At 64.3% G+C, this 21,304-nt stretch carries 15 protein-coding genes; 4 read left to right on the top strand and 11 right to left on the bottom strand.

The genetic code is table 11. From position 1 onward, the window contains the following. Nucleotides 1–36 precede the first annotated feature (36 nt). A complete protein-coding gene (locus tag LDL32_RS01490; protein WP_233064072.1) occupies nt 37–1,305 on the top strand; it encodes a DNA repair exonuclease in 1,269 nt (422 codons plus the stop codon). Beyond that, nucleotides 1,292–4,798, top strand: coding sequence for a YhaN family protein (locus LDL32_RS01485; RefSeq protein WP_233064071.1), 3,507 nt, complete (start codon nt 1,292–1,294; stop codon nt 4,796–4,798). The genes LDL32_RS01490 and LDL32_RS01485 overlap by 14 nt, the downstream gene beginning before the upstream one ends. A gap of 54 nt (nt 4,799–4,852) precedes the next feature. On the opposite strand, the gene LDL32_RS01480 is transcribed toward LDL32_RS01485, so the two are convergent. Genes LDL32_RS01480 through LDL32_RS01470 form a run of 4 tightly spaced genes read right to left on the bottom strand, consistent with a single transcriptional unit; the run spans nt 4,853 to nt 8,159 of the window. Beyond that, entirely contained in the window at nt 4,853–5,335 is a 483-nt protein-coding gene (locus LDL32_RS01480; protein ID WP_233064070.1) for a hypothetical protein, read from the bottom strand. 31 nt (nt 5,336–5,366) lie between these two features. After that, the gene (locus tag LDL32_RS17805; protein WP_255673764.1) at nt 5,367–5,489 is read right to left on the bottom strand and encodes a hypothetical protein; all 123 of its coding nucleotides are present in this window, start codon (nt 5,487–5,489) and stop codon (nt 5,367–5,369) included. A 58-nt stretch (nt 5,490–5,547) separates the two neighbouring features. Further along, nucleotides 5,548–6,870, bottom strand: a complete 1,323-nt coding sequence (locus tag LDL32_RS01475) for an MFS transporter (protein ID WP_233064069.1) — start codon at nt 6,868–6,870, stop codon at nt 5,548–5,550. Nucleotides 6,871–6,914: 44 nt separating this feature from the next. Beyond that, entirely contained in the window at nt 6,915–8,159 is a 1,245-nt protein-coding gene (locus LDL32_RS01470; RefSeq protein WP_255673763.1) for an FAD-binding oxidoreductase, read from the bottom strand. Between the two features lie 402 nt (nt 8,160–8,561). Here LDL32_RS01470 and LDL32_RS01460 point away from each other — a divergent pair, with 402 nt between their 5' ends. After that, complete coding sequence (locus tag LDL32_RS01460) at nt 8,562–10,961, top strand: glycoside hydrolase family 127 protein (protein ID WP_233064068.1); 2,400 nt, start codon at nt 8,562–8,564, stop codon at nt 10,959–10,961. A gap of 182 nt (nt 10,962–11,143) precedes the next feature. Here LDL32_RS01460 and LDL32_RS01455 read toward each other — a convergent pair whose 3' ends face one another. Both LDL32_RS01455 and LDL32_RS01450 read right to left on the bottom strand, forming a co-directional pair. Continuing rightward, nucleotides 11,144–12,937: a cobalamin-dependent protein gene (locus tag LDL32_RS01455; protein ID WP_233064067.1), complete on the bottom strand. Its 1,794-nt coding sequence runs from the start codon at nt 12,935–12,937 to the stop codon at nt 11,144–11,146. A gap of 72 nt (nt 12,938–13,009) precedes the next feature. Continuing rightward, nucleotides 13,010–13,873, bottom strand: coding sequence for a DUF1989 domain-containing protein (locus tag LDL32_RS01450; RefSeq protein ID WP_233064065.1), 864 nt, complete (start codon nt 13,871–13,873; stop codon nt 13,010–13,012). Between the two features lie 235 nt (nt 13,874–14,108). Here LDL32_RS01450 and LDL32_RS01445 point away from each other — a divergent pair, with 235 nt between their 5' ends. Then, entirely contained in the window at nt 14,109–15,890 is a 1,782-nt protein-coding gene (locus LDL32_RS01445) for an aconitase X (protein WP_233064063.1), read from the top strand. Nucleotides 15,891–15,920: 30 nt separating this feature from the next. On the opposite strand, the gene LDL32_RS01440 is transcribed toward LDL32_RS01445, so the two are convergent. The 5 genes from LDL32_RS01440 to LDL32_RS01420 are packed head-to-tail and all read right to left on the bottom strand — an operon-like array spanning nt 15,921 to nt 21,248. Beyond that, nucleotides 15,921–16,697, bottom strand: a complete 777-nt coding sequence (locus LDL32_RS01440; protein ID WP_233064061.1) for a FadR/GntR family transcriptional regulator — start codon at nt 16,695–16,697, stop codon at nt 15,921–15,923. A gap of 7 nt (nt 16,698–16,704) precedes the next feature. Next, nucleotides 16,705–18,099, bottom strand: coding sequence for an MFS transporter (locus LDL32_RS01435; RefSeq protein WP_233064059.1), 1,395 nt, complete (start codon nt 18,097–18,099; stop codon nt 16,705–16,707). A gap of 37 nt (nt 18,100–18,136) precedes the next feature. Beyond that, nucleotides 18,137–18,871, bottom strand: a complete 735-nt coding sequence (locus LDL32_RS01430; protein ID WP_233064058.1) for an SDR family oxidoreductase — start codon at nt 18,869–18,871, stop codon at nt 18,137–18,139. Next, complete coding sequence (locus LDL32_RS01425; RefSeq protein WP_233064057.1) at nt 18,864–19,613, bottom strand: SDR family NAD(P)-dependent oxidoreductase; 750 nt, start codon at nt 19,611–19,613, stop codon at nt 18,864–18,866. The genes LDL32_RS01430 and LDL32_RS01425 overlap by 8 nt, the downstream gene beginning before the upstream one ends. Then, a complete protein-coding gene (locus tag LDL32_RS01420) occupies nt 19,614–21,248 on the bottom strand; it encodes an APC family permease (protein WP_233064056.1) in 1,635 nt (544 codons plus the stop codon). Between the last annotated feature and the right edge of the window lie 56 nt (nt 21,249–21,304).

Raw genomic sequence — 21,304 nt, 5'->3', positions numbered from 1 at the left:
GGCAGGTGCATTTACATCCGCCTGCAATGAATTACGATGGCGTGCATGGACGAATTCCGCTTCCTTCACGCCGCCGACCTGCATCTTGACAGTCCGCTGCTCGGCCTTACGGAAAAATCGGGAGATTACGCCCGGCTTGTGGCCGATGCCTCACGTCGGGCATTCAGTGACATGGTCAGCCTGGCCGTGGAAAGCGGCTGCCGCTTCGTGGTGCTGGCGGGCGATGTGTTTGATGGCGACCTGCGTGATACGCAATGCGGGCTGTTCTTCATAAATGGCATGGCGCGGCTGCAGGCGGCGGGTATCCGCGTGTTCATGATCCTGGGCAACCATGATGCGGAAAACCGCTTTGCAAAACACCTGCGGGTAACGGACAACGTGCACCTGTTCGCCACGTCCGGGGCCGAGACCTGTGTCATGGAGGATCTGGGCGTTGCCGTGCATGGCCACAGTTTCGCCCGCCGTGACGTGCGCGACAATATCGCCCGCCAGTACCCCCCGCCGGTTCCGGGCCTGTTCAACATCGGCATCCTGCATACCGCCTGCCAGGGGCGGGAGGGGCACGAGAGCTACGCGCCCTGCACGGTTGAACAGCTGGTCAACCATGGCTACCAGTACTGGGCCCTGGGTCATGTCCACACGCGTGAAATCCTGCATGAGAACCCGTACGTGGTCTATGCGGGCAACCTGCAGGGACGCCACGCGCGCGAAGCCGGACCCAAGGGAGCATCCCTGGTCACGGTGCGCGGGGGAGAGGTGCTGACGGTCGAACACCGGGTGCTCGACGCCGTGCGCTGGGCGTGCGAGGCGGTGGACCTGAATGCCGCCACGACCTATGCGGAAATGGGCAGCCGCATCCGCGCGGCCAGCCTTGACCTCGTGGCCCGCGCACAGGGGCGACCCGTGGCGCTGCGGCTGGAACTGGTGGGGGCCACGCCGCTGCATGCCAGCCTGATCCGCGATGCGCATGAACTGCAACTGGAAGTTGAAGCCATTCTGGCCAGCGTGTCCGACCATATCTGGCTTGAACGCCTGCGGGTCCATACCACCGCGCCCGCGCGGCCCGAAGTGCTCGACCCTTCCACCGGGGGGCGGATCGCGGCGGACATACGCAGCGCCGCAACCCCCGAAGCCCTGCAGGCGGAACTGGATACCATACTCACCACCATACTCGACCGCATGCCCGCCCACACCCGGACGGAGGAGATGCGCGCCGCCATCCTGCACGACGTACCAGCACGCGCACGCGACCTTGCCCTGTCACTGGTGGAAAATCCCGAAGCGGGCGACAATGCGCATCAGTGACCTCAGGATCGTCAGATATGGCGCGATTGCCAGCCTCGACCTGAATTTTGGCGACGGGCGTGGCCTGCATGTCATCCACGGTCCGAACGAAGCGGGCAAGAGCACCTGCCTTGCCGCCATCGGGGATCTCCTGTTCGGCATTCCCGGCAGGTCGAACGCGGGGGCGGTCTTCGGCAATGACCAGATCCGTCTTGGTGCGCACATATTGCTGGAAAACGGCCAGGAACTGGACCTGATCCGCCGCAAGGGCAATGGCGATACCCTTGCCACGCCCGATGGAACCCGCGTGAAGGACAGCGTACTCGCCCACCCGCTGGGGGCAATGACGCGCGAACGCTTTACCGCCCTGTTCGGCCTGAATGACGAGACATTGCGGACCGGCGGCGCCGACCTGCTACGCGCAAACGGCGATATCGGCCGCCTGATCGTGGAAGCGGGCGGGGGACTGCGTGCCCTGATGATACGGCTGGATGAAATCGACAGCAGGCGTAACGCCCTGTTCGCCCCCCGCCGCGCCGCCGAGCGTGCATTCTACAAGGCATCCGATGCCTTCCGGACCGCGCAGAGCAGCCTCAATGCCGCCTCCCTCGGGCATGACGCCTATACCCGACACCGCCGCGAGCGCGATGAAGCCCGTGCGCGCAAGGCGGCCATCAGCACCGAACAGACCGAGCTGCGCCGCCTGCACAGCCATTACGAACAGCTGGAAAAGGCCCTGCCGCAGTTGCACGAAATCGCACGGCTGGCAGCCGGGCTGGCGGCACTGGCCGATCTTGCCCCCCTCCCACCGGGCATGGGAGCGCGTATCACCACCGCACTGGAAACCTGCGTTGCGGCCCGTGCCCGCCATGCCGAAGCCGTGACCCATGCCGAACTGCTGGCCCGGCAGACCACCACACCGCCGGGCGAGGCCATTCCTGTCAGCCTGCGCGAACCCATGGGCCGCGCCCGTGAACTGGAACAGGTCGTGCGCCAGCACCGGGCGCGCCAGGCCGATCTGGCGGAAAGGCAGCGGGGCATAGATGAAAGCCTTGCCAGCCTGCGCCAGCAGCTGGGCAAGGCAGAGGACGCCGACCTGCAGCAATCCATGCCCACGCGCGCCACCCTTGAGACCATACGCCATCTGGCCGACTCACAGGCGGAATGGCAGAGCCGGCGCGCCACCGTGGACCAGCAGGTCAGCCAGACGGACACGGCCATTGTCCACAGGCAGCACCGCATGGCCAGCCTGCGCGCAGCCGGTCATGATGACGCGCTGCACGCCGACCCCGCGCCCTTTGCCGCACTGGTGGTGGAAATGAAGCGGCTGGAACAGCGCGAGGCCGCCCTTGGCCAGAGGCAGACGGCACTGGAGACGCAGCTTCGCGCACTGGGGTCCGATACGGTGGCACATCTGCGCGCCCTGCCCTGCCCGCCATCGGAGGGGGCGCGCATGGCGGCCGAACGCCAGCATGGCCTGCGCACGGAACACGACCGCCTGGCTGCCGCGCTTGCGGCGGAACATGACCGGCAGGCGACGCTGGGCGCCGGGCTTGCCCGGCTGGAACACACCGGACAGCCGCTTACACCCGGCATGCTGGCCGCCGCCCGCCAGCAGCGCGATGCGCTGTGGCACGACATCCGCGCAACCTATCTCCATGCGCAGGACGGCGCCGCCGCCCCATCGGCCGCCACACGCCAGGCCCGGGCCCGGGCGCTGGAAGCGGCGATGGACAGGGCCGATACCCTGTCCGCGCAGCTGATGGCACAGGCGGACCGGATTGCCCGTATCGAAGGGCTGCGGCACGACATCGCGCACTGCACGGACCGGATTGCCCTGCATGAGCGCGCGCTGGCGGACATGCAACAGCAGATGGCCCACCACTGGCAGGCGTTCACCGCGCCATTCTGCATCCCTGCCCCCCATGCGGCCACACCGGATGCCCTGAGCGCATTCCTGCTTGCCCGTGCGCAACTCCTGTCCGATGCCGAACAGATTGCGATCGAGCGCACCCTGCTGGCCGAAGAGCGCATAAAACCCGATACCATGCACGAAAGCCTGCGCCGGCTGGCCCAGCGCCTTGGCATGGCACCCGACCTGCCGCTGGGACCGTGCGTGGAAGCGGTCACCACTGCCCTGCGCGTGCATGCCGCCGGGTATGAGGAATACAGCAGACTCCGGCGTGAACTCGACGACCTTCTGCCCGAGCAGGCCCGGCTGCATGCACAGGCGGCCGCCCTGCAGGCCGCACGGCGTGAATGGGAAAGCCAGTGGGCCCCCGCCATGCAGGCGATCGGGCTGAAGGCGGACGCGCTGCCCACCGTCGCCCGCGCGCTTGCGGCCGAATGGGCCGCCGCCCCGGCACAGCTGGAGCGGCTGGCCGAACTGCACGATGCCCGCCTTCAGGCCCGGCAGGCCGAAACCGAACTGGCGCGTGTCGTGGATGATATCCGCCCCTGCCTGCCCACTCCCCTGCACGCCGATGCAGCGACGGCGGCGCGGGAACTGGACCAGCTATGGCAGGCGGCGGAAAAGGGCCGCCACCAGCGCGAGGCCCTGCTGCCCACGCTGGACAAAGCGCGCCAGGACATGGCGGAAAGTGAAGAAGCCCTTGCCCGCGCCCGTGCGGAAATCGGGCAGTTGCAGGCCCGCACCCAGGCCGAAAGCCCGGAAGCACTTGAACGGCTTGCCAGCCGCCTTGCCGCGCGTGACCAGCTGGCACAGGACCATGCCCGGGCATTGCATACCCTGTCGCGCATGACGGGTGGCCAGTCGCCGGATGATCTGGAACGCGCCATTGACGGGCGCGACCTGCCCGAACTCCGGGCCGAAACCGCCCGCATTCACGACCGGCTGAAGGATCTCGAACTCCAGCGCGACAACGCCGTGCGCGCCGAACAGGAAGAAGAAACGGCGCTGCGTGCGTTCGAGCACAACACCGATGCCCCGCAGGCAGCAGCCCGACGCGAGGCGGCCATCAGCAGCCTGCACCGGATTGTAGAGGAATATGCGGAACTGACACTGGCCCGTAACCTGATTGCCGATGCCATAGGCCGCGTACGGGCAGCCGAACAGGACCCGCTTGTTACCCGCGCGGGGCAGTTCCTTTCCCTTGCCACGCTGGGTGCGTTTACCGCCATCCGCACCGAACTGGACCCGAAAGGCGAACCGGTCGTGCTGGGCCTGCGCCACGATGGCGGGACCGTGCCGGTCAGCGCCATGAGTGCCGGCACGCGGGACCAGCTTTTCCTGGCCTTCCGGCTTGCCAGCGTGGAGACTTACTGCCGCTCCGCCGAACCCCTTCCCTTTATCGCAGATGACCTGCTGGTACAGTTCGATGATGCACGCAGCGAACGCACGCTACGGGTGCTGGCGGATTTTGCCCGCACCACGCAGGTACTGCTCTTTACCCATCATGACAGCATACGCACCATGGCGCGCACCCTGCGGGCGGAGGGCATTCCACTGAACCTGGTGGAACTGCCGCGCACCCATACGGCTGAACCGGGCTGAACGCACGGGCCTGCGCCCACGGTCAGCCAGACGGGATGCGTGCGCAACAGGGGCCTACCAGTTCTGCTGGTAGGGCATCATCTGGCCGAACTGCTGCATCTGCTGTTGCTGCTGCTGCTGGTTCATCTGCATGCGCTGCTGGCGTAGCTGCTCGTCCTGCTGGCTGAACTGCTGGTGCATCTGCTGCATCTGCTGGTCCTGCTGCTGGCGCATCTGCTCGCGCTGGCGTTCGATCTGTTCACGGCCACCGGGCTGGTTGCCCATCTGCCGGGCCTGCTGGTCAAGCTGCATCTGCTGTTGCTGGAACTGCTGGCGCATCTGCTGCATCTGCTGGTCACGCTGCATGCGCATCTGGTCCTGCTGCTGACGGAACTGCATCTGCTGCTGCTGGAACTGCTGCTGCATCTGCTGCATCTGCTGGGCGCGCTGGGCAGCCTGCTGCATGTCCGGCTGGGCATGGGCCGCCGCTCCCACGGCCAGCGTGCATGACAGCACGGCAGCAAGACAGCCCATACGGCTGGTAACCGCATGCATCATGATGGTTCTCCCTGTAATAACCGTTCCTTTACTACAGGATCATGGCTGGTAATCCACCCCGATATCCATAGACACGCGCGGCATGGACCAGCCGGTACGGAAGAATCTGGCGCACACCCGCCTGCGTCACGATCCCGATGGCCCGCAGTTTCATGCCGCCCATGCATGTTCAAGGCCATGCGAACATGCGCGACGGCAGCACAGCGGGATATCTACAGGACCGAATCCCGCGTTTCCGGTGCCCAGGCCGCGCATAGCACGGCACCACCAACCAGGATCAGCGCACAGATCCCTAGGGTAAGCGGCGTTCCGATCTGCCGCATGAGAACCGGCAGCAAAAATGTTCCAATCAGTGAGCCAAGCCGGCTGCATGCCGTGGCAATGCCCACGCCCACGCCACGCAGGTTGATGGGAAAGAGTTCCGGCAGATAAACCATTTCCAGTGATGTCGCGGCCGCAAGCGTGAGGGCCAGCAGGCCAAAAAACACCAGCGTAAGCAGAAGCGGCAGCTGGGCGGCGAACGAAACCCCGACCAGAAATGCTGCCGCAAGCAGGAAGCTGCCAATCAGGAACGTCCGCCGTGTCAGCCGGTCCACCAGCCACAGGGCGGCTATGGAACCGATCAGCAGGAAAAGATTGAACACGACCCCGCCGGTATAGACATCGCGCACGCCAAGGGCGGTAAACAGCTCGGGCAGGAAGGTACCGATACAGAAATAGGGCACGACCTGCGCCACATAAAATCCGGCACCCACCGCCAGCCGCCTGCGCCAGGGCGGTGTAAATACGGTGCGCCAGTTTTCTTCCTGCTTTGCCACTGCGGGTGCCACGAATACCCTGTCATTGGGGAAACAGGCCTTCAGCACCTGCTGCGCCTCTTTCGGGCGGTTGCGGGCCATGAGCCAGCGGGGGGATTCAGGCAGGAAAATCCGCAGCATCATCACCAGCGCCGCCGGAATCGCGCTGCTGAACAGGCAAAGCCGCCAACCGCCACTTCCATGCATGGTAAACAGCATGCCGAAAATGTTGGCCATGCAGTACCCTGCCGACCAGCCCACGATCATGCTGGCCAGAAAGCGGCCCCGCAGGCGCAGCGGCGCGAATTCCGACAGATAGGCCGATCCCGCGACATAATCCGCCGCCAGACATGCCCCCAGCAATATGCGGGCCAGCACCAGTTGCAGGGGCGACGTGACCAGTGCCTGCACCAGCGACAGTATGATGAACAGGGGCATGTTGAGCCGCAGCAGCCTGCGCCTGCCCAGCCGGTCGGTCAGCGGGCCGATCAGCAGGCACCCGAAAAACAGCCCCGCAAGCGACGCGCTGCCAATGGCGCCCATCCATATGTCATTGCAATGCATGGCCCGTTCCACCCCCGGCAGGGCCGCACCAATGGTGCCAAGCACATAGCCATCGCAGAACTGTCCACCTGATGTGGCGACAAGCGTCAGCAGGTGGAAGCGGCGCAGTGGCATGGCATCCAGCCGCATCCTCGTCTCGGATGCATCGGGCGGATATTTGGGATCGGGAATCAAGCCATGTTTCTCCGTTGCAGTGGATGGAATCGGGGCATCGGGTCTCAGCCCCCGAAACGCCCGGCGCGCAGCACGGCGGGAAGCGGCAGCCTGCCAGCCCCCGCCGTCGCGCGCATCTGACCGGTCAGCAGGCGTGCCGTCACCGCCGCCAGGGTCAGGCCAAGATGCTGGTGGCCATAGGCCGCAAACACGCCGCGCATGCCCGGTATCGGCCCCAGCGCGGGCAGATAGTCCGGCAGGGAAGGACGAAATCCGCTCCACCGGCTGAAGGCGGAGGCCACGGGCAGCCCCAGTTCGGTAACATGACGCTCCAGCCACGCCCAGCGGGCAGGATTGGGGGGCATGTCCACCTGCGTGAATTCGGCAATGGACGTGGCGCGCAACCGTGCGCCAAAGCGGGTCACGACCACATTGCGGTCTTCGAACACGATATTGGACAGGGTCCACGCCCCACCATGATCCCATTCCAGATGATAGCCCCGTTCCGCCATCAGGGGCACACGCACCTTGTGCCCGTGCAGCAGGGCGGCCGAACCAATGCCGCAGGCCACAAGTACCTGATCGGCCTCCTGCGGTCCCTGCCCGGTCCATACGACCGGCCGCGCGCCGCCCGTATCGATTTTCAGGGCATGGCCGGGCATGACCGTACCACCCGCGCGCACGAATGCCTCCATGACCGAATCCAGCACCTGCCGGAGGTCACGCACCTGCGCCGTGCCGTGAAAACGGACGGCCCCCGCCACCGGAACCCGCAGCCCACCGGCAAGGCGTGCACGTTCCGCCTCCGGCACGGCACATGCCCGGACACTTCCATGATCGGTCCGCAGGCTGGCCTGCATGCCCGGTCCGGGGCGTTCCCACAGCTTGTAGGTACCTGTCGTATCCAGCAGGTCGGGCTGCCCCAGTTCGGCCGCCAGTTCCTGCCATGCGGGCAGGGCCTGCGCCATCAGGTCCCGCAGTACCACCGATGCGGCATGAACCTGGCGTGGCCGGTAGGCGGCATACAGATACCGTGCGAACCACCTGCCCAGCATGACGGGATGACGCCAGTCCAGTACCACCGGACCACGCGGGAAAAGCGAACGCGGGACAGTGGGCGGCACGCCCGGATTGGCGAAGGGCGTGATATATTCCGCCGCGACATGCCCGGCATTGCCCCAGGAAGCCGGTTCCCGCTCCCCGGAATCCAGCAGGACCACATCCGCACCATCCTGCTGCAGGCGCAGCGCGCAGGCACGCCCCACGATGCCCGCCCCCACAACGATGATACGGGCCGGATATCCTGGCATCAGACGTGTTTCCACTGCCGGGGCAACCGCATGTGACATGAAAACATTCAATCCTCCTGACCTGTGGGAACAACCCACGGCAACCACGGCAGACGCTCCCCTGTCCGGAGCGCCTGCCGACTAATTACGTATATGCAAGAGTTTGGGGACGGCAAGCTTTCTTGTTGTGGCTGAGCCATCAGAACAGAACCGTCACGCAAACAGCCGTCAGGGTTCTTGATCGCATTATGTTTTATTGGCAGTCTGGAGCCGGTTCACGCGGGCGACAGGCACGTCGTGCCCCATACGGCATGACATGCGGCCCGGCCCATCGCGCGATGACGGATATCTACAACGCAAACAGCATGAATTATGCCCCTGACCGGGGCATGCAGGCATGAAATACAAGGCCAGAGACCTGATATGACGGAACGGACCGGGCCGACACGCCGCACGCTGCTGGCAGCAGCAGGAACAATCGGCCTGGGTGTCGGAACTGGCGGGCCGCCGGACCGGACGGCCCGCGCCGCAACGCCGGCCGACCTGTCCGTGCCCGCCACCGCACCTTTTCCGCCACAATGCGTCCGCCTGCTCCCCTCCCCCTGGCTTGCGGCCACCCGGACCAACCGGCGCTATCTCCTCTCCCTTGATCCTGATCGCCTGCTGTCCGGATTCCGTACGCAGGCGGGGCTGCCCGCGCGGGCACCGGTTTATGGCGGATGGGAAGCCGACACGATCGCAGGCCACACGCTGGGGCATTATCTCAGCGCGCTCAGTCATTTGCATGCCGGAACAGGAGAGCCGCAGGCCGCAGCCCGTGCTGCCTACATCACAGATGAACTTGCAGCCTGCCAGAACGCACAGGGCAATGGTTTTGTCGGTGCCTTTACACGCCGGACCCCACAGGGGGCGATCGAACCCGGCATCCATGTGTTCGAGGAAATACGGCGCGGCGACATCCGGGCCAGGCGCTTCAGCCTTAACGGTTCATGGGCGCCGCTTTACAACTGGCACAAGCTGCTGGCTGGCCTGCTTGATGCGGACCGTCTGTGCGCAACCCACGGGGCACTGGGCGTGGCCTGCGGGCTGGCGGGCTATATCCACGATACATTCAGCCATCTTGATGATGCACGTTTACAGCAGGTGCTGAGCTGTGAATATGGTGGCCTGAATGAATCCATGGCTGAACTGTACGCCCGCACCGGCGATACGCGCTGGCTGGCGCTGGCCGGGCAGATCAGTGACCGCGCCACCATGGACCCGCTGCGCGACGGGCGCGACGAACTGGACGGACTGCACGCCAATACAATGATCGCCAAGACCGTGGGGGCGGCACGTGTATACGAAGTATCGGGCGATACGCGGGCGGCGACCGCCGCGCGCACATTGTGGCAATCCGTGGTCAGCCGCCGGAGCTATGCCTGTGGCGGCACGGGGGATTTCGAGTATTTCACCACCGCCGGCCCGCATGGCGCGGGCGACATGGGCACGCATCTCAATGCCCGGACCTGTGAAACCTGCGCCACCTACAACATGCTCAAGCTGACACGGCATGTCCATGCATGGCAGCCCCATGCCACGCAGTTTGACTATTATGAGCGTGCGCATCTCAACCATATCATGGCGCAGCATGATCCCCATACCGGCATGTTCACCTACATGCTGCCCATGGGAACCGGGGCCGCGCGTGATTTTTCCACCCCGACAGAAGATTTCTGGTGCTGTGTCGGAACCGGAATGGAAAGCCATGCCCGCCATGGGGACGTCATCTGGTGGCTGCGCGACGGGGATGAAGTCGTCGTCAACCTGTTCATTCCCTCAGAACTGGACTGGCACGAGCGTGGGGTCCGGATGGTCATGCGGACACATTATCCACTTGATGGACAGGTGATGGTGTCCATCCCCCACATCGCCACCCCCATGCCACTGACGCTGGCACTGCGCGTACCCGGCTGGGCACGCGGGAGCACACTGAGCGTGAACGGGGAGCACATGGCAACGGATGTGGAAGCCGATGGCTATGTCCGCATACGCCGCACATGGCAGGCGGGGGACAGCGTGATGCTGGTGCTTGACATGCCGCTGCGGCGTGAAACCGTACCGGCGGGGGGACCGGCCGCGCCTTCGGCTTTTTTTTACGGCCCGCTGCTGCTGGCGGCCGACCTTGGCCCGGCACGGGGCGAAGTGCCATGGCGCCAGCCCCTGCCCGCCCTGGTGGCCGATGACCCGACTGCCATGCTCGAGCATGTGCATCACGAACAGGGCGTGGCCTTCCGGGCCGGACGCATCGGCAGCGGCGGCGGGGCGTGGCCGGGAGAGCTTGTGCTGCGGCCTTTCGCCTTCATGCAGTCGCGTCTGGCCGCACCTTACCTGACATGCGTGCCGGTGGCGGCATGGACACCCGCGTTACGTGAAACACTGGCAGGCGCAACCCGTGATACCGACAGGGCCCGCATCATTGATGCCATTGGTCCCGACCGCCCCCACGCCATGCGGGGCGCGCGGCCCTGTACGCGCCTGGGGCGAAAAGGCTGGATGACACGGACCACCATGAGCACAACCCTGCATGCGGGCCACCAGCCGATGGCATTGCGGGTGCTGTATTATGATGATGACGTCAACCGCCTGTTCACGGTGCGGGTGAATGGACATGTCATCGCCACAGAAAATCTCGATGGCCGCAATCCCGGGGTTTTCAGCTGGCACCGCTACGCCATACCGCCAGACCTGCCGGGCGGACAGGCAACCATCGAGGTCAGTTTTGCCAGCACCGGCACAGGACAGGTCGGGCAGGTCTTTGGCGTGCAGACCATCATGGCCTGACACCCCGGCCGCCCTGTCAGGAAGCCGGGCACCAGGCCCGCACCCAGCCGCCGGACCCCGGGGCGCGGCCCGGAGCACGCCGTTTACGGAAACCGGATGCTCCGCGCGCCGCGTCCTTTTCAGGACGGCAGCACGAGAACCTTTCCTGCACGATGCGGATGCGGCCGCAATCGCGGGTTTTTTCAGGCAGTCTTTTCAGGATCGGCCTGCACGGGCACGGATGCACGCGACAGGACATCGGCAATCGCCCCGGTCAGTTCATCGAGCCCCGTGCAGGCCACGGCGCCAGTTTCCGCAATCTCCGCCGTAACGTCCACTGGCAGGCCGGAATTGGAATCAGCCGGAATTTCATTCAGGCGTCCGCCCATAAGCAACGTGGCCCGCATGCCCCGCGCGGCCATGGCAGCGTGCACATCACGGCAGTAGCGCAGGGCCACGCCGTTATAGGTGCTGACGGCAATGACATCCGCACCCCCCGCCGCCGCGCGTGCCACCAGATCATCCGGGTCAACGGACACGCCCCCGTCGACAATCCTGGCCCCCAGTCCGGCCAGGGCGCGTTCAACCAGATATTTGCCATGCTCATGCACGTCCGAAGTGCCCACGCATATACACGGCGCATCACCACCGGCGGCGCGGATGCGCGCGATCAGGGGGGCCTGCGTTTCCAGCCATGCCTCCGCCATTTCATCCAGTTCGCGTGCCCACTGCGCAACCACGACCGGTGTCCGGCCGCCAGTCGCGGGCGCAGGCGTGCCGGGGCCGTACAGCGCTTCCAGCACGCGGGGGCCGGTACGGCGGATGGCCAGCATCAACTGCGCCGGATCGCGGATATCCACCCCTGCCGCCGCCATGCCCGCAAGCGTGTCGTGTGCGAACTGCCTGCCCCCCACGACCAGCCGGGCGGACAGGCTTTCCACATGGCCCCAGTCGATCATCTCCTGATAAAAGGGGGCATGCTGGGCCAGGCGCGTGGCAAAGCACTGCGCATCGATGATCTCATCCACATCGGGAATGCGGGCGTTCTCGGTTACGGGTACGGGATTGATGGCATGCCCGGTCGGCCAGCGGCGAAGCGCCATGATATCGGCCATGAGATAATTGGCCAGGCTGGCATAATTGGCCGCATCCGCCGCACGATAGGCCACGGTATTGCCAAAGATCATGGTACCGGGCGTGACATTGACCTGCCTGAGTGCCGCATGGAACGCCAGACGGGACAGCGGATCGGAAAAATGGTGGCCATAACAGTGCGAAAGGCGGGCGCCGGTCAGGTCCTCGATGATGTATTTCTCGATAATGGCCATGCCCAGACTGCAGCACATGTCCACGAACAGCCCGGCAAAACCGTCATCAAGATTGGAATGGACCAGAATTTCCGCATCCTGTGCTGCGATCAGGCCCAGCGCCGTAACCGTGGCCTCGGTCGTGGCCACGTCATCATCCCAGTATGGCAGGCGGAACGTGAAATACTGGCCCAGATTGCCAATCGAGGTCACACCGGCGGCAATGGCCGCACGCGTGTTGTCCAGTGCGCCGGGCAGGCCCAGCATGAAATCCCCGAAATGGGTCGCGGCGGGACATGCATTGACAATGCGGGCAAAGTCTCCCGTATCGTTCATGACGATACCGGTCCCCCGCCCCGCGCTGGCGCGCATGGCCAGCGGATACCCCATTGACCAGTCCAGCGTGATGCCGAAGCGGTCCACCGTAACCCCACGGGTGGCACATGTGTCACGCACGGTGCGCATCGCCTCTACCGTGCGGCCTACATCCCGGAAGCCGATATGCGCGTGCTGCATGATCCGGCCCGTGCCCTCGATCATGCGTTTGTAAGCGGCTTCGGAAGCGCAGCCACTGGCGCGCATGAACGCACTTTCGCCCAGTCGGCAGTCATCTGCCATTGCCCGTCCGGCCTCCAGCAGGGCATGACCTGGGCGCAGGCGGCGGTCCAGCAGGCGATCAGGTGAGGGCATTACGGGTTTCATCGCATTCCTTGCCGGGGGAACAGCCGGGCTGGCCCCCATATCCGCGCCTGGGGCGGGTTGTTACACGCCATGCGTGCCGTCATAGCCATTGACGGGCGGGGACACCCAGCCCGGTGGCAGGTGCGCGGGCCGGTAGACTTCCACAACCAGCGGATAGCAGGTTGCCGTGTCCGACGAATGTTCCGACGAGCAGTCACCACCGGGGCAGACGGACATGCAGCCCAGCAGGTCGATTTCCGCGAACAGTTCCAGATAGTCTCCCCGGCGCACCGGGCTGGCCTTCATGAAATATTCCCCCGTATCCCGGGTAAAGCCGGTGCACATGAAAACATTCAGGACATCATGGACCAGCTTGCCCGCCTCTTCGGGCGACTGGCCCGTATGGGCGGCAAAGGCACGGGTCAGGTTGGAATGACAGCAGTGATGGTACTGCCCGCCATGGCTGAGAAGATAATGGGTGTACGGATCACAGCGGGTACCGATCACATCATGCACCGCACCGCCGAATTCATCAAAGCCGTACCAGTCCAGCGTATCGTACGTAATGGTGGCCATGGGCCGCATGTAGGGAAAGCATGAGAACATCTGGTCCCCTACCCCCAGATGCGTACCATTGAGTGCCCGCGTCTTGCCGGAATAGAACCGTTCTTCCGTATTGTGCAGGTTGAACAGGTTCAGGTCCGCCACCTGCGGGCCTTCGCTGCATACGATGCGGAAGAAATGACCGGCTGGCACGCTCCAGCACGCTGCCTCCCGCGGGGGAATGGTCAGCCGCTCGACCAGTTGCATGCCATCGCGCACGGCCTGGTAGGCCCGGATGTCCGGTCGTGGAAGGCTTTCGGTCGGGTAACAGACGACCGGCCTGACCTGCCTGCGTTGTGCCGCGTCATCGGGTGCTGGCGTTATGGCTTCAGGTTTCATCATGTCTCCACTTCAGGCTGCCGGGCACCGGCCGCCACGGGCATGCGCCACCACGGTTCGGAAAAAACGGGGGCCATGACCGGCGCCTGCATGTCTGCCGGTCAGGCTGGAAACAATCATTTGTTTAATGGTATACGATGTCAAGATGGAACGGTACGGCTGTGACATGAAAAGGGAGACGGCCCTGCCATGACGGCACCTTCCGGATGGACAGATATCTGATCAGGCAGGATACCCAATGGCAGCATCGCGGGACAGGACAACAGCAGCACCGCAGGCTACCTGTCGCGTCCTTGTGGAGGGATCGGCCCGGGGGCCGCTCCTGCATGCCGATACGGGGCTGAGTTTCTGGGGTGGCATCAATCCGGCCACGGGGGAAGTGATCGACCGCCACCATCCGCTGAGCGGTGCGTGCGTGACCGATGCGATCCTGGCCATTCCCAACGGGCGCGGATCCTGCACGGGCAGCAGCGTCATGCTGGAACTGCTGCTGAACGGGAAGGCCCCGGCGGGGCTTGTTCTGGCCGAACCCGACGAGATTCTGGTGCTCGGGGTTGTGGTGACCAGCCTCATGTTTGGCAGGTCCATCCCCGTACTGTGCGTCGGGGCTGCGGAATTCCATGCACTCGGGCAGATGACCGACGCCTGCATTGCCGATGGCGCGCTGCTTGTCACCAGCCCTGCGGGCGCCACGCGCCGCCTGCCCGCCGGCCAGATGCATCACGCAACGGATGCGCCGTCTGCCCTGCCTGCCCTGAGTGCGCATGATCGTGACATGCTGGATGGCAGGTTTGGGCCGGCCGCGGCCGGCGCGATGAAAATCGTGCTGGCAATGGCGACATTGCAGGGAGCGGAACGGCTTATCGACATCTCGCAGGCGCATATAGATGGCTGCATCTATACCGGGCCGGCCAGCCTGCGTTTTGCACGGCAGCTGGTGGCGTGGGGTGCGCGGGTGCGGGTGCGGGTGCCGACAACCCTCAACGCCATTTCGGTCGACCAGCGGCGCTGGCGGTCATTCGGCATCGCCCCGTCCTTTGGTGAACCGGCAGTGGCCCTGGCGGAGGCGTATGAGCAGATGGGCGCGAAAGGCAGCTTTACCTGCGCGCCCTACCTGCTGGACAGCGCGCCCGGTCCGGGTGAACAGATCGTCTGGGCGGAATCGAATGCCGTGGTGTTCGCCAACAGCGTGCTGGGCGCGCGGACGCTCAAATACCCGGATTATCTTGATATCTGCGTGGCCCTGACCGGGCGCGCGCCATTCGTGGGCAGCCATCGGGCGGAGGGACGCCATGCATGCGTTCATATCGATGTGGACGTGCCGGCGGATATTGATGATTCCTTCTTTCCCGTGCTGGGTTATCTGGTGGGACTTCTGAGTGGCACGGAAATTCCCGCCATAACGGGCCTGGCCTGTCTGTCACCCGACCATGATGCGCTGAAGGCCTTCAGCGCCGCCTTTGCCACCACTTCGGCGGCACCGATGTTCCATGCCGTGGGCGTGACACCGGAAGCCCCGACCCTTCAGGCCGCGCTGGGGCACAGGGCCGCACGGCGACAGTGCACGGCAGGCATCACCGACCTGCGCCGCGCATGGATGGAACTGGACAGCGCAACGCAGACCGCCGTCCAGCTTGTCTCCATCGGCAACCCCCATGCCTCGCTTGGCGAACTACGCAGGCTGGCCGCCCTGTGCCGGGACGGGACCAGGGCCGATGGCACGGCAATGATCGTCACGACCGGGCGGGATGTATATGCCCAAGCCCACGAAAAAGGATATATCCAGACCATAGAAGCGTTTGGCGCAACAATGGTGACCGATACCTGCTGGTGCATGATTGGCGAACCGCTGGTGCCACCGCAGGCGCACACACTTATGACCAATTCCGGAAAATACGCCCATTACGCCCCCGGGCTGGTGGGGCGGCATGTCCGCTTCGGCAGTCTTGCCGCCTGTGTTCAGGCAGCAAGAACCGCACATGCGGCAAAGACCCTGCCGCGCTGGCTGGCACAGGTTTAGGCGGCCGCTTCCACCCCTGCACCGCGGGGCTTAACGGTCATGATTTTTCAGGAGTATCCTGTACCGGGCCAGACCGTCATTAAGATGTTCCAGCATTGTCTGCCGCGCCCTGTCCGCATTCTGCGCGGATATGGCATTTATGATGCTTTCATGCTCCCTTGCTGTATTCGTGAAATATTTCTTCCTGTCGTGGGATATCGCACAGTATTTGAGATGAAGGTCACGGTTGATATCCTCGACCATGCTTTCAAGAAACTGGACGAAGCGCGGGTTTCCAGCACCCCTTGCAATTGCCAGATGGAACTGGAAATCGGCATCCGCCTCCGCACGCGAACTGGCGCGGCGCGTCTTGAGGAAGTGTTCATGCGCCTGATGGAGATGAAACAGCGTTTCAGGCGTATTGCGCTGCGCCGCAAGGGCTGCGGCCTGCACTTCGACACCAATGCGCAGTTCCAGGATTTCCAGACAGGCCTGGATATCCTCCACCGGTGGTTTCTGTGAAAAGGCGGACCCTTCCCCGTCATGCGCGATAAACACGCCCGCCCCCTGCCGCGAAACGACGCGCCCGCCCAGCTTTAGTGCAGCAATCGCCTCGCGCACCACCGTGCGGCTGACCCCGAATGCTTCACAGAGTTCGGCATTGGACGGAAGCTTGTCACCCACGCCATAGACACCATCCGTAATGCACTGCATCAGATGGCTGGCAATGGTCTCGGACAGGCTTGCCACGGGCGGCGACAAGCCATCATCCGTCCTGTCGCGTGGCTGCTGTGGATGCACGACGGAAAAAATTTCCCTGTTCTTCACGCTCGGACTACCTTTTACCTTCGGGCCCGGCGCGCCGCAGCAGACGTGACGCGCTCAGCCCCGCGGCACCCCATGCCGTAAACGCCCCCAGTTCCAGGCAATGCAGGCTGGCATGGCTTCCACCCCGCGTCATGACAAACGCAACCAGCGTCGCCCCCGTTGACTGCCCCAGAATGCGGGCAAGAGAAATGATGGCGCTGGCCCCGCGCGAGCGTTCCAGCGGGGCCGCCTGCATGATCGCCTTGTTATTGGGCGCGACAAAAAACGCAAACCCCATGCCCGCAAAACCAAAACGCCATATGATGTTGGCGGTGGAGGCATCGGCCGGACAGACACGCAGAAGCATGTAACCCGTTCCCACCACGAACAGCCCGACAGCCGCCAGCAGCCCCGGATGGACACGGTCCGCCAGCCGGCCGACCAGCGGGCCCGCCACCATCATGCCCAGCGGCCACAGCGTGATCATGAGCCCGGTCGTCACCTGCGTCTTGTGAAAAAGGGATGTCAGGGTAAACGGGATGGAAATCATGAAGAAGTTGGACGCGACATAGCCCATGAAGCATACGGCGGCCGCCACGCGCAGCGGTCCGATCATGAACAGGTCAACAGGAAAAAGCGGGGCCGCCTGCCCGTGCTGTCTTTTTGCCAGCAGCGCCAGACTGACCAGGCCCACGACCAGCATGCCCCAGCCCAGCGCCCGTTCGCTGCCATGCGCCAGCCAGTCGCCCGCAACCAGTATCCCCCCGAAAGCCAGCATGTTGAGAATGGCTGCACTGGCGTCAAACGCCGTATGCCGGACCGGCACACGCGGAAAGGACACAACCGTCAGCCCCAGCGTGATCAGGCCATAGGGAATGTTGAACAGGAAAAGCCAGCGCCATGACGCAATGGACAGGATACCCGCCGCAACGGCAGGACTGCAGGCGAAGCCGAGTGCCGTGACCAGCGCATTCAGCGCAAGTGCTTCCCCCAGCCGGCTGTGGGGATAGCATACCCGCACCAGCGCCGCGCTGACCGACATGACGCACGCCCCCCCTATCCCCTGCACCACGCGCGCAAACACAAGGACAGGGAAGGAAGATGCTACGGCACACATGCCCGAACCGGCCATGATGATGACAAGACCGATCTGGCACAGCCGTGCGCTGCCGATGCGGTCCGCCCACGCGGCAAGCGGCAGGAGCAGCATGGCGTTGGCCAGCTGGTAGGCGTTGACCACCCATACGGATTGCGCCGCGGTGATGTGCAGCACGCCCGAAATGGTGGGCAGTGCGATATTCGCAACCGCATAATCCAGAACGGACAGGAATACGGCCATCAACAGTGGTACGAGCACCGCATACCGGACGCGCATCTCCGCCGTGCCGCCCGTACCATCACGTCCCGCAGTGACCTCACTCATCGACATCGCATTTCCCGACAGGCTGAAAAAGAAGGGCCTATATGCTGGGTGGACGTACGATCTGTCCACCACCCACGGCCTGATCGGTCGGCAGGATATCCAGCCGCGACACGTCAACATGCGCGGGCAGTTCAATCACCGTGCGGACCAGCCGGGCCACGTCTTCCGGCTGTACCGCGCGATAGCCATCATACAGCACGTCCCGCGCCCTGCTGCCGTGGGTATCACGGTACAGGCTTGTCTCGACACGTCCGGGCACAAGTTCGGTCACGCGCACATTGGTGCCCAGCAGGTCGCAGCGCAGCGCCTCGCAGAAACTGGCAAGCCCGGCCTTGGACGCACCATAGATCGCGGAACCACCAAAGGGCGCGTGCCCCGCGATGGACCCCACGAACAGCAGGTGCCCCCGCCTGCGCGCGATCATGCCGGGCAGCAGCCGGTGGGCCAGGCGCAGCGGTGCCTTCAGATTGATGTCGATCATGGCATCGATCTGGTCCGGATCCGTGCCGGCAAACGCACCCGACGTAGTCAGGATGCCCGCGTTGCTGACAACGACATCAACCTCTTTTCCGTCCAGGGTATCCTGAATGGCATCAATGTCGCGCACATCCGCCTGCACGGCCGTGACACCGCTCATCGCTGCCAGTTCGGACAGGTGGTCCGCATTGCGTCCCACCGCCACGACCGCGTAGCCCGCCATGGACAGTTCGGTCGTGATCGCGCGGCCAATCCCGCTTGTGGCGCCGGTTACCAGCGCGGTCAGGTCAGGCATAGATGTAACCCCCGCTGACAATGACCGTCTCGCCAGTGGAGAACGTATTCCTGGGGCCGCCCATCATGATGATCCATTCCGCCATTTCCTCCGGCTCGGCGGCGCGGCCAAGCGGGTTGGCTTTTGCAAGTTCAGGCAGGAACCCAAGCTCCCTGGCCCGGTCGGTCGCAAAACCGGCGGGAGCCACGCCATTGATCAGGATGCCGGCGGGGGCGAATTCATGCGCGAACGACTTCGTCAGGCTGACGACCGCGGCCTTGGTCGCGGCGTAATGGGTATTCTGCGGATGGGCCTTGAACGCATCCACCGATGCGACATTCACGATCCGGCCCGCGACCGTACCCGCCGTGGAAAACTGCATCATGTGCTTAACCGCCGCCACCATCATGTGATAGGTGCCCTTGATGTTGATGGCGTTTTCCAGATCCCAGTCTTCGTCCGATATTTCAAGGATCGGGCGGCGCGGATAGATCGCGGCGCAGTTGACCATGGTGTGCACCCGGCCCATTTCCGATACGATGGCATCAAACGCGGCGCTGGCGGTAACCGCGCGGGAAACATCCCCCTGCGCCGTACATACCGTCGCACCCTGTTCGCGCAGTGACGCGGCGGCGGCGTCCAGACGCTCCGCATTGGCGTCGATCAGCCCGAGCGCCTGCACGCCCTCACGCAGCATGAGCCGTGCTGTCGCCAGCCCAAGCCCGGAGGCCCCGCCAACAATAACGGCATTGAGTGATTTCATTTAACGAACCCCTGAAGATATGTTCATGGAAACGAAAGATGCGGACAGCACACCCTCACGCGATGCAGCGGACAGTGTTGGCGCGCGCAGCCCGCTATGGGCGCCCCAGAAATAGACACCCACCAGAAAGACAAGGAACATCACCAGCCGCCCCGGCGCTGCGAGCGTTTCCATCGCCAGGTCCTGGTCCATGCAGGAAAACAGGATCATTCCGCAGAAATAGGCCAGGACCCACAGATTGGGCAGCACAAGCGCGCCCGCCCGCCGGGGGGACGCGATGACCCGGCAGGCCAGGTACAGCATGCCCAGCACGATCTGCCCGGACAGGAGCCACAAAACGGTATGCCACCCGGCCCAGAGCACGACAAAGGACGACATGACAAAGGAAAGCGGCCCGATGACACCCAGCCACCGCACGCGGAACGGGCGCGGAAGGTCAGGACAGCTCCGCCGCAGGGCCGCGAGGATGACCGGCACGAAGGCATAGCTCATGACGATTGCCGTCGAGACGACACCCACCAGACTGCTCCATGATGGAAAAGGCAGCGTCCAGAACAGGCACAGCCCGACGGACAGGACCATGGCCCGCAGGGAAACAGGTCCCGCGCGCCGGGCATTACCCGGCAGCAGCCCCGCTTCATGCAGCCACGCATCCGCAACCCGGCAGGTCGAACTGAGATAGACATTCCCCGTGCCCAGCGGGGAAACACAGGCATCCGACAGGACCAGCACGGCCACCCACGCAATACCGGCAACAACCATGATGTCATGGAATGGCAGGGGAAACCGGTCCTCGATGGGCCCCCACCCGTCATGCAGGGCCGCGAGAGGCAGCGCGCCGATAAAGGTTGCCTGCAGCACGACATAGACGACCGTCGTAAAGGCGACCGAAGCAAACAGCGCGCGGGGCACGTTGCGCTGCGGATGCCGCACTTCCCCCGCCGCGGCGACAATGGGTGTCAGGCCGAGAAAGGCAAAGATGATCCCGCCCGAGGACAGGGCCGTCACCATTCCCGTGACAGGAGAACCGGAGACCGGCACCATGAAAGGGGCGGCAGACAGGCGCGGCAGCAGGGTCCCGACAACCAGGAACGGGACGGAAAATTTCAGGATCGTGACAATATTGTTGATCCAGGCAAAGGTCTTTCCATCCTTCAGGTTCAGGTAACACAGGAATGCAATGACCAGCGCCTGCACCACCCAGCCCGCAAGGCCGGGCGCGCCACCCGCCTGGCTGAGCGCCGGAAACCATACGGAGACATACTGCCGGGCCGCGACCACCTCGATCGAGACAATGCTTGAAAATGCCACCACGGTCACGAGACTGACCATGAACCCCAGAAACCGCCCATGGGAACAGTAGGGATACCGGACCACCCCGCCCCGCTGTGGCAACGCGGCACCCAGTTCACAGTAGATGATGCCCAGAAGCAGCGCCACAAGCCCGCCAATCCCCCACGCGAGCAGCCCCCACGGCCCCGCCAGGGTCGCAACCCGTGACGACGCGAACAGCCATCCCGACCCGAATGTCGCGCCGCAGCCAATCAGGGTAAGGTCCAGCAATGACAGCCTGCCGGTTCCGACCGGAGAGCCGGCAGGAGAATGGTCGACACGCCCGGATTGTGAAACCTGCATGGACAAACCTTTCGCTACGGGAGCACGGACGCAATGACATCCAGCCATCAGCCATC

The sequence above is a fragment of the Komagataeibacter sp. FNDCF1 genome, assembly GCF_021295335.1.
GTDB lineage: Bacteria > Pseudomonadota > Alphaproteobacteria > Acetobacterales > Acetobacteraceae > Komagataeibacter.
Note: the sequence above shows the minus strand (reverse complement) of the source record. Positions and strands in the feature narration are given on the sequence as shown.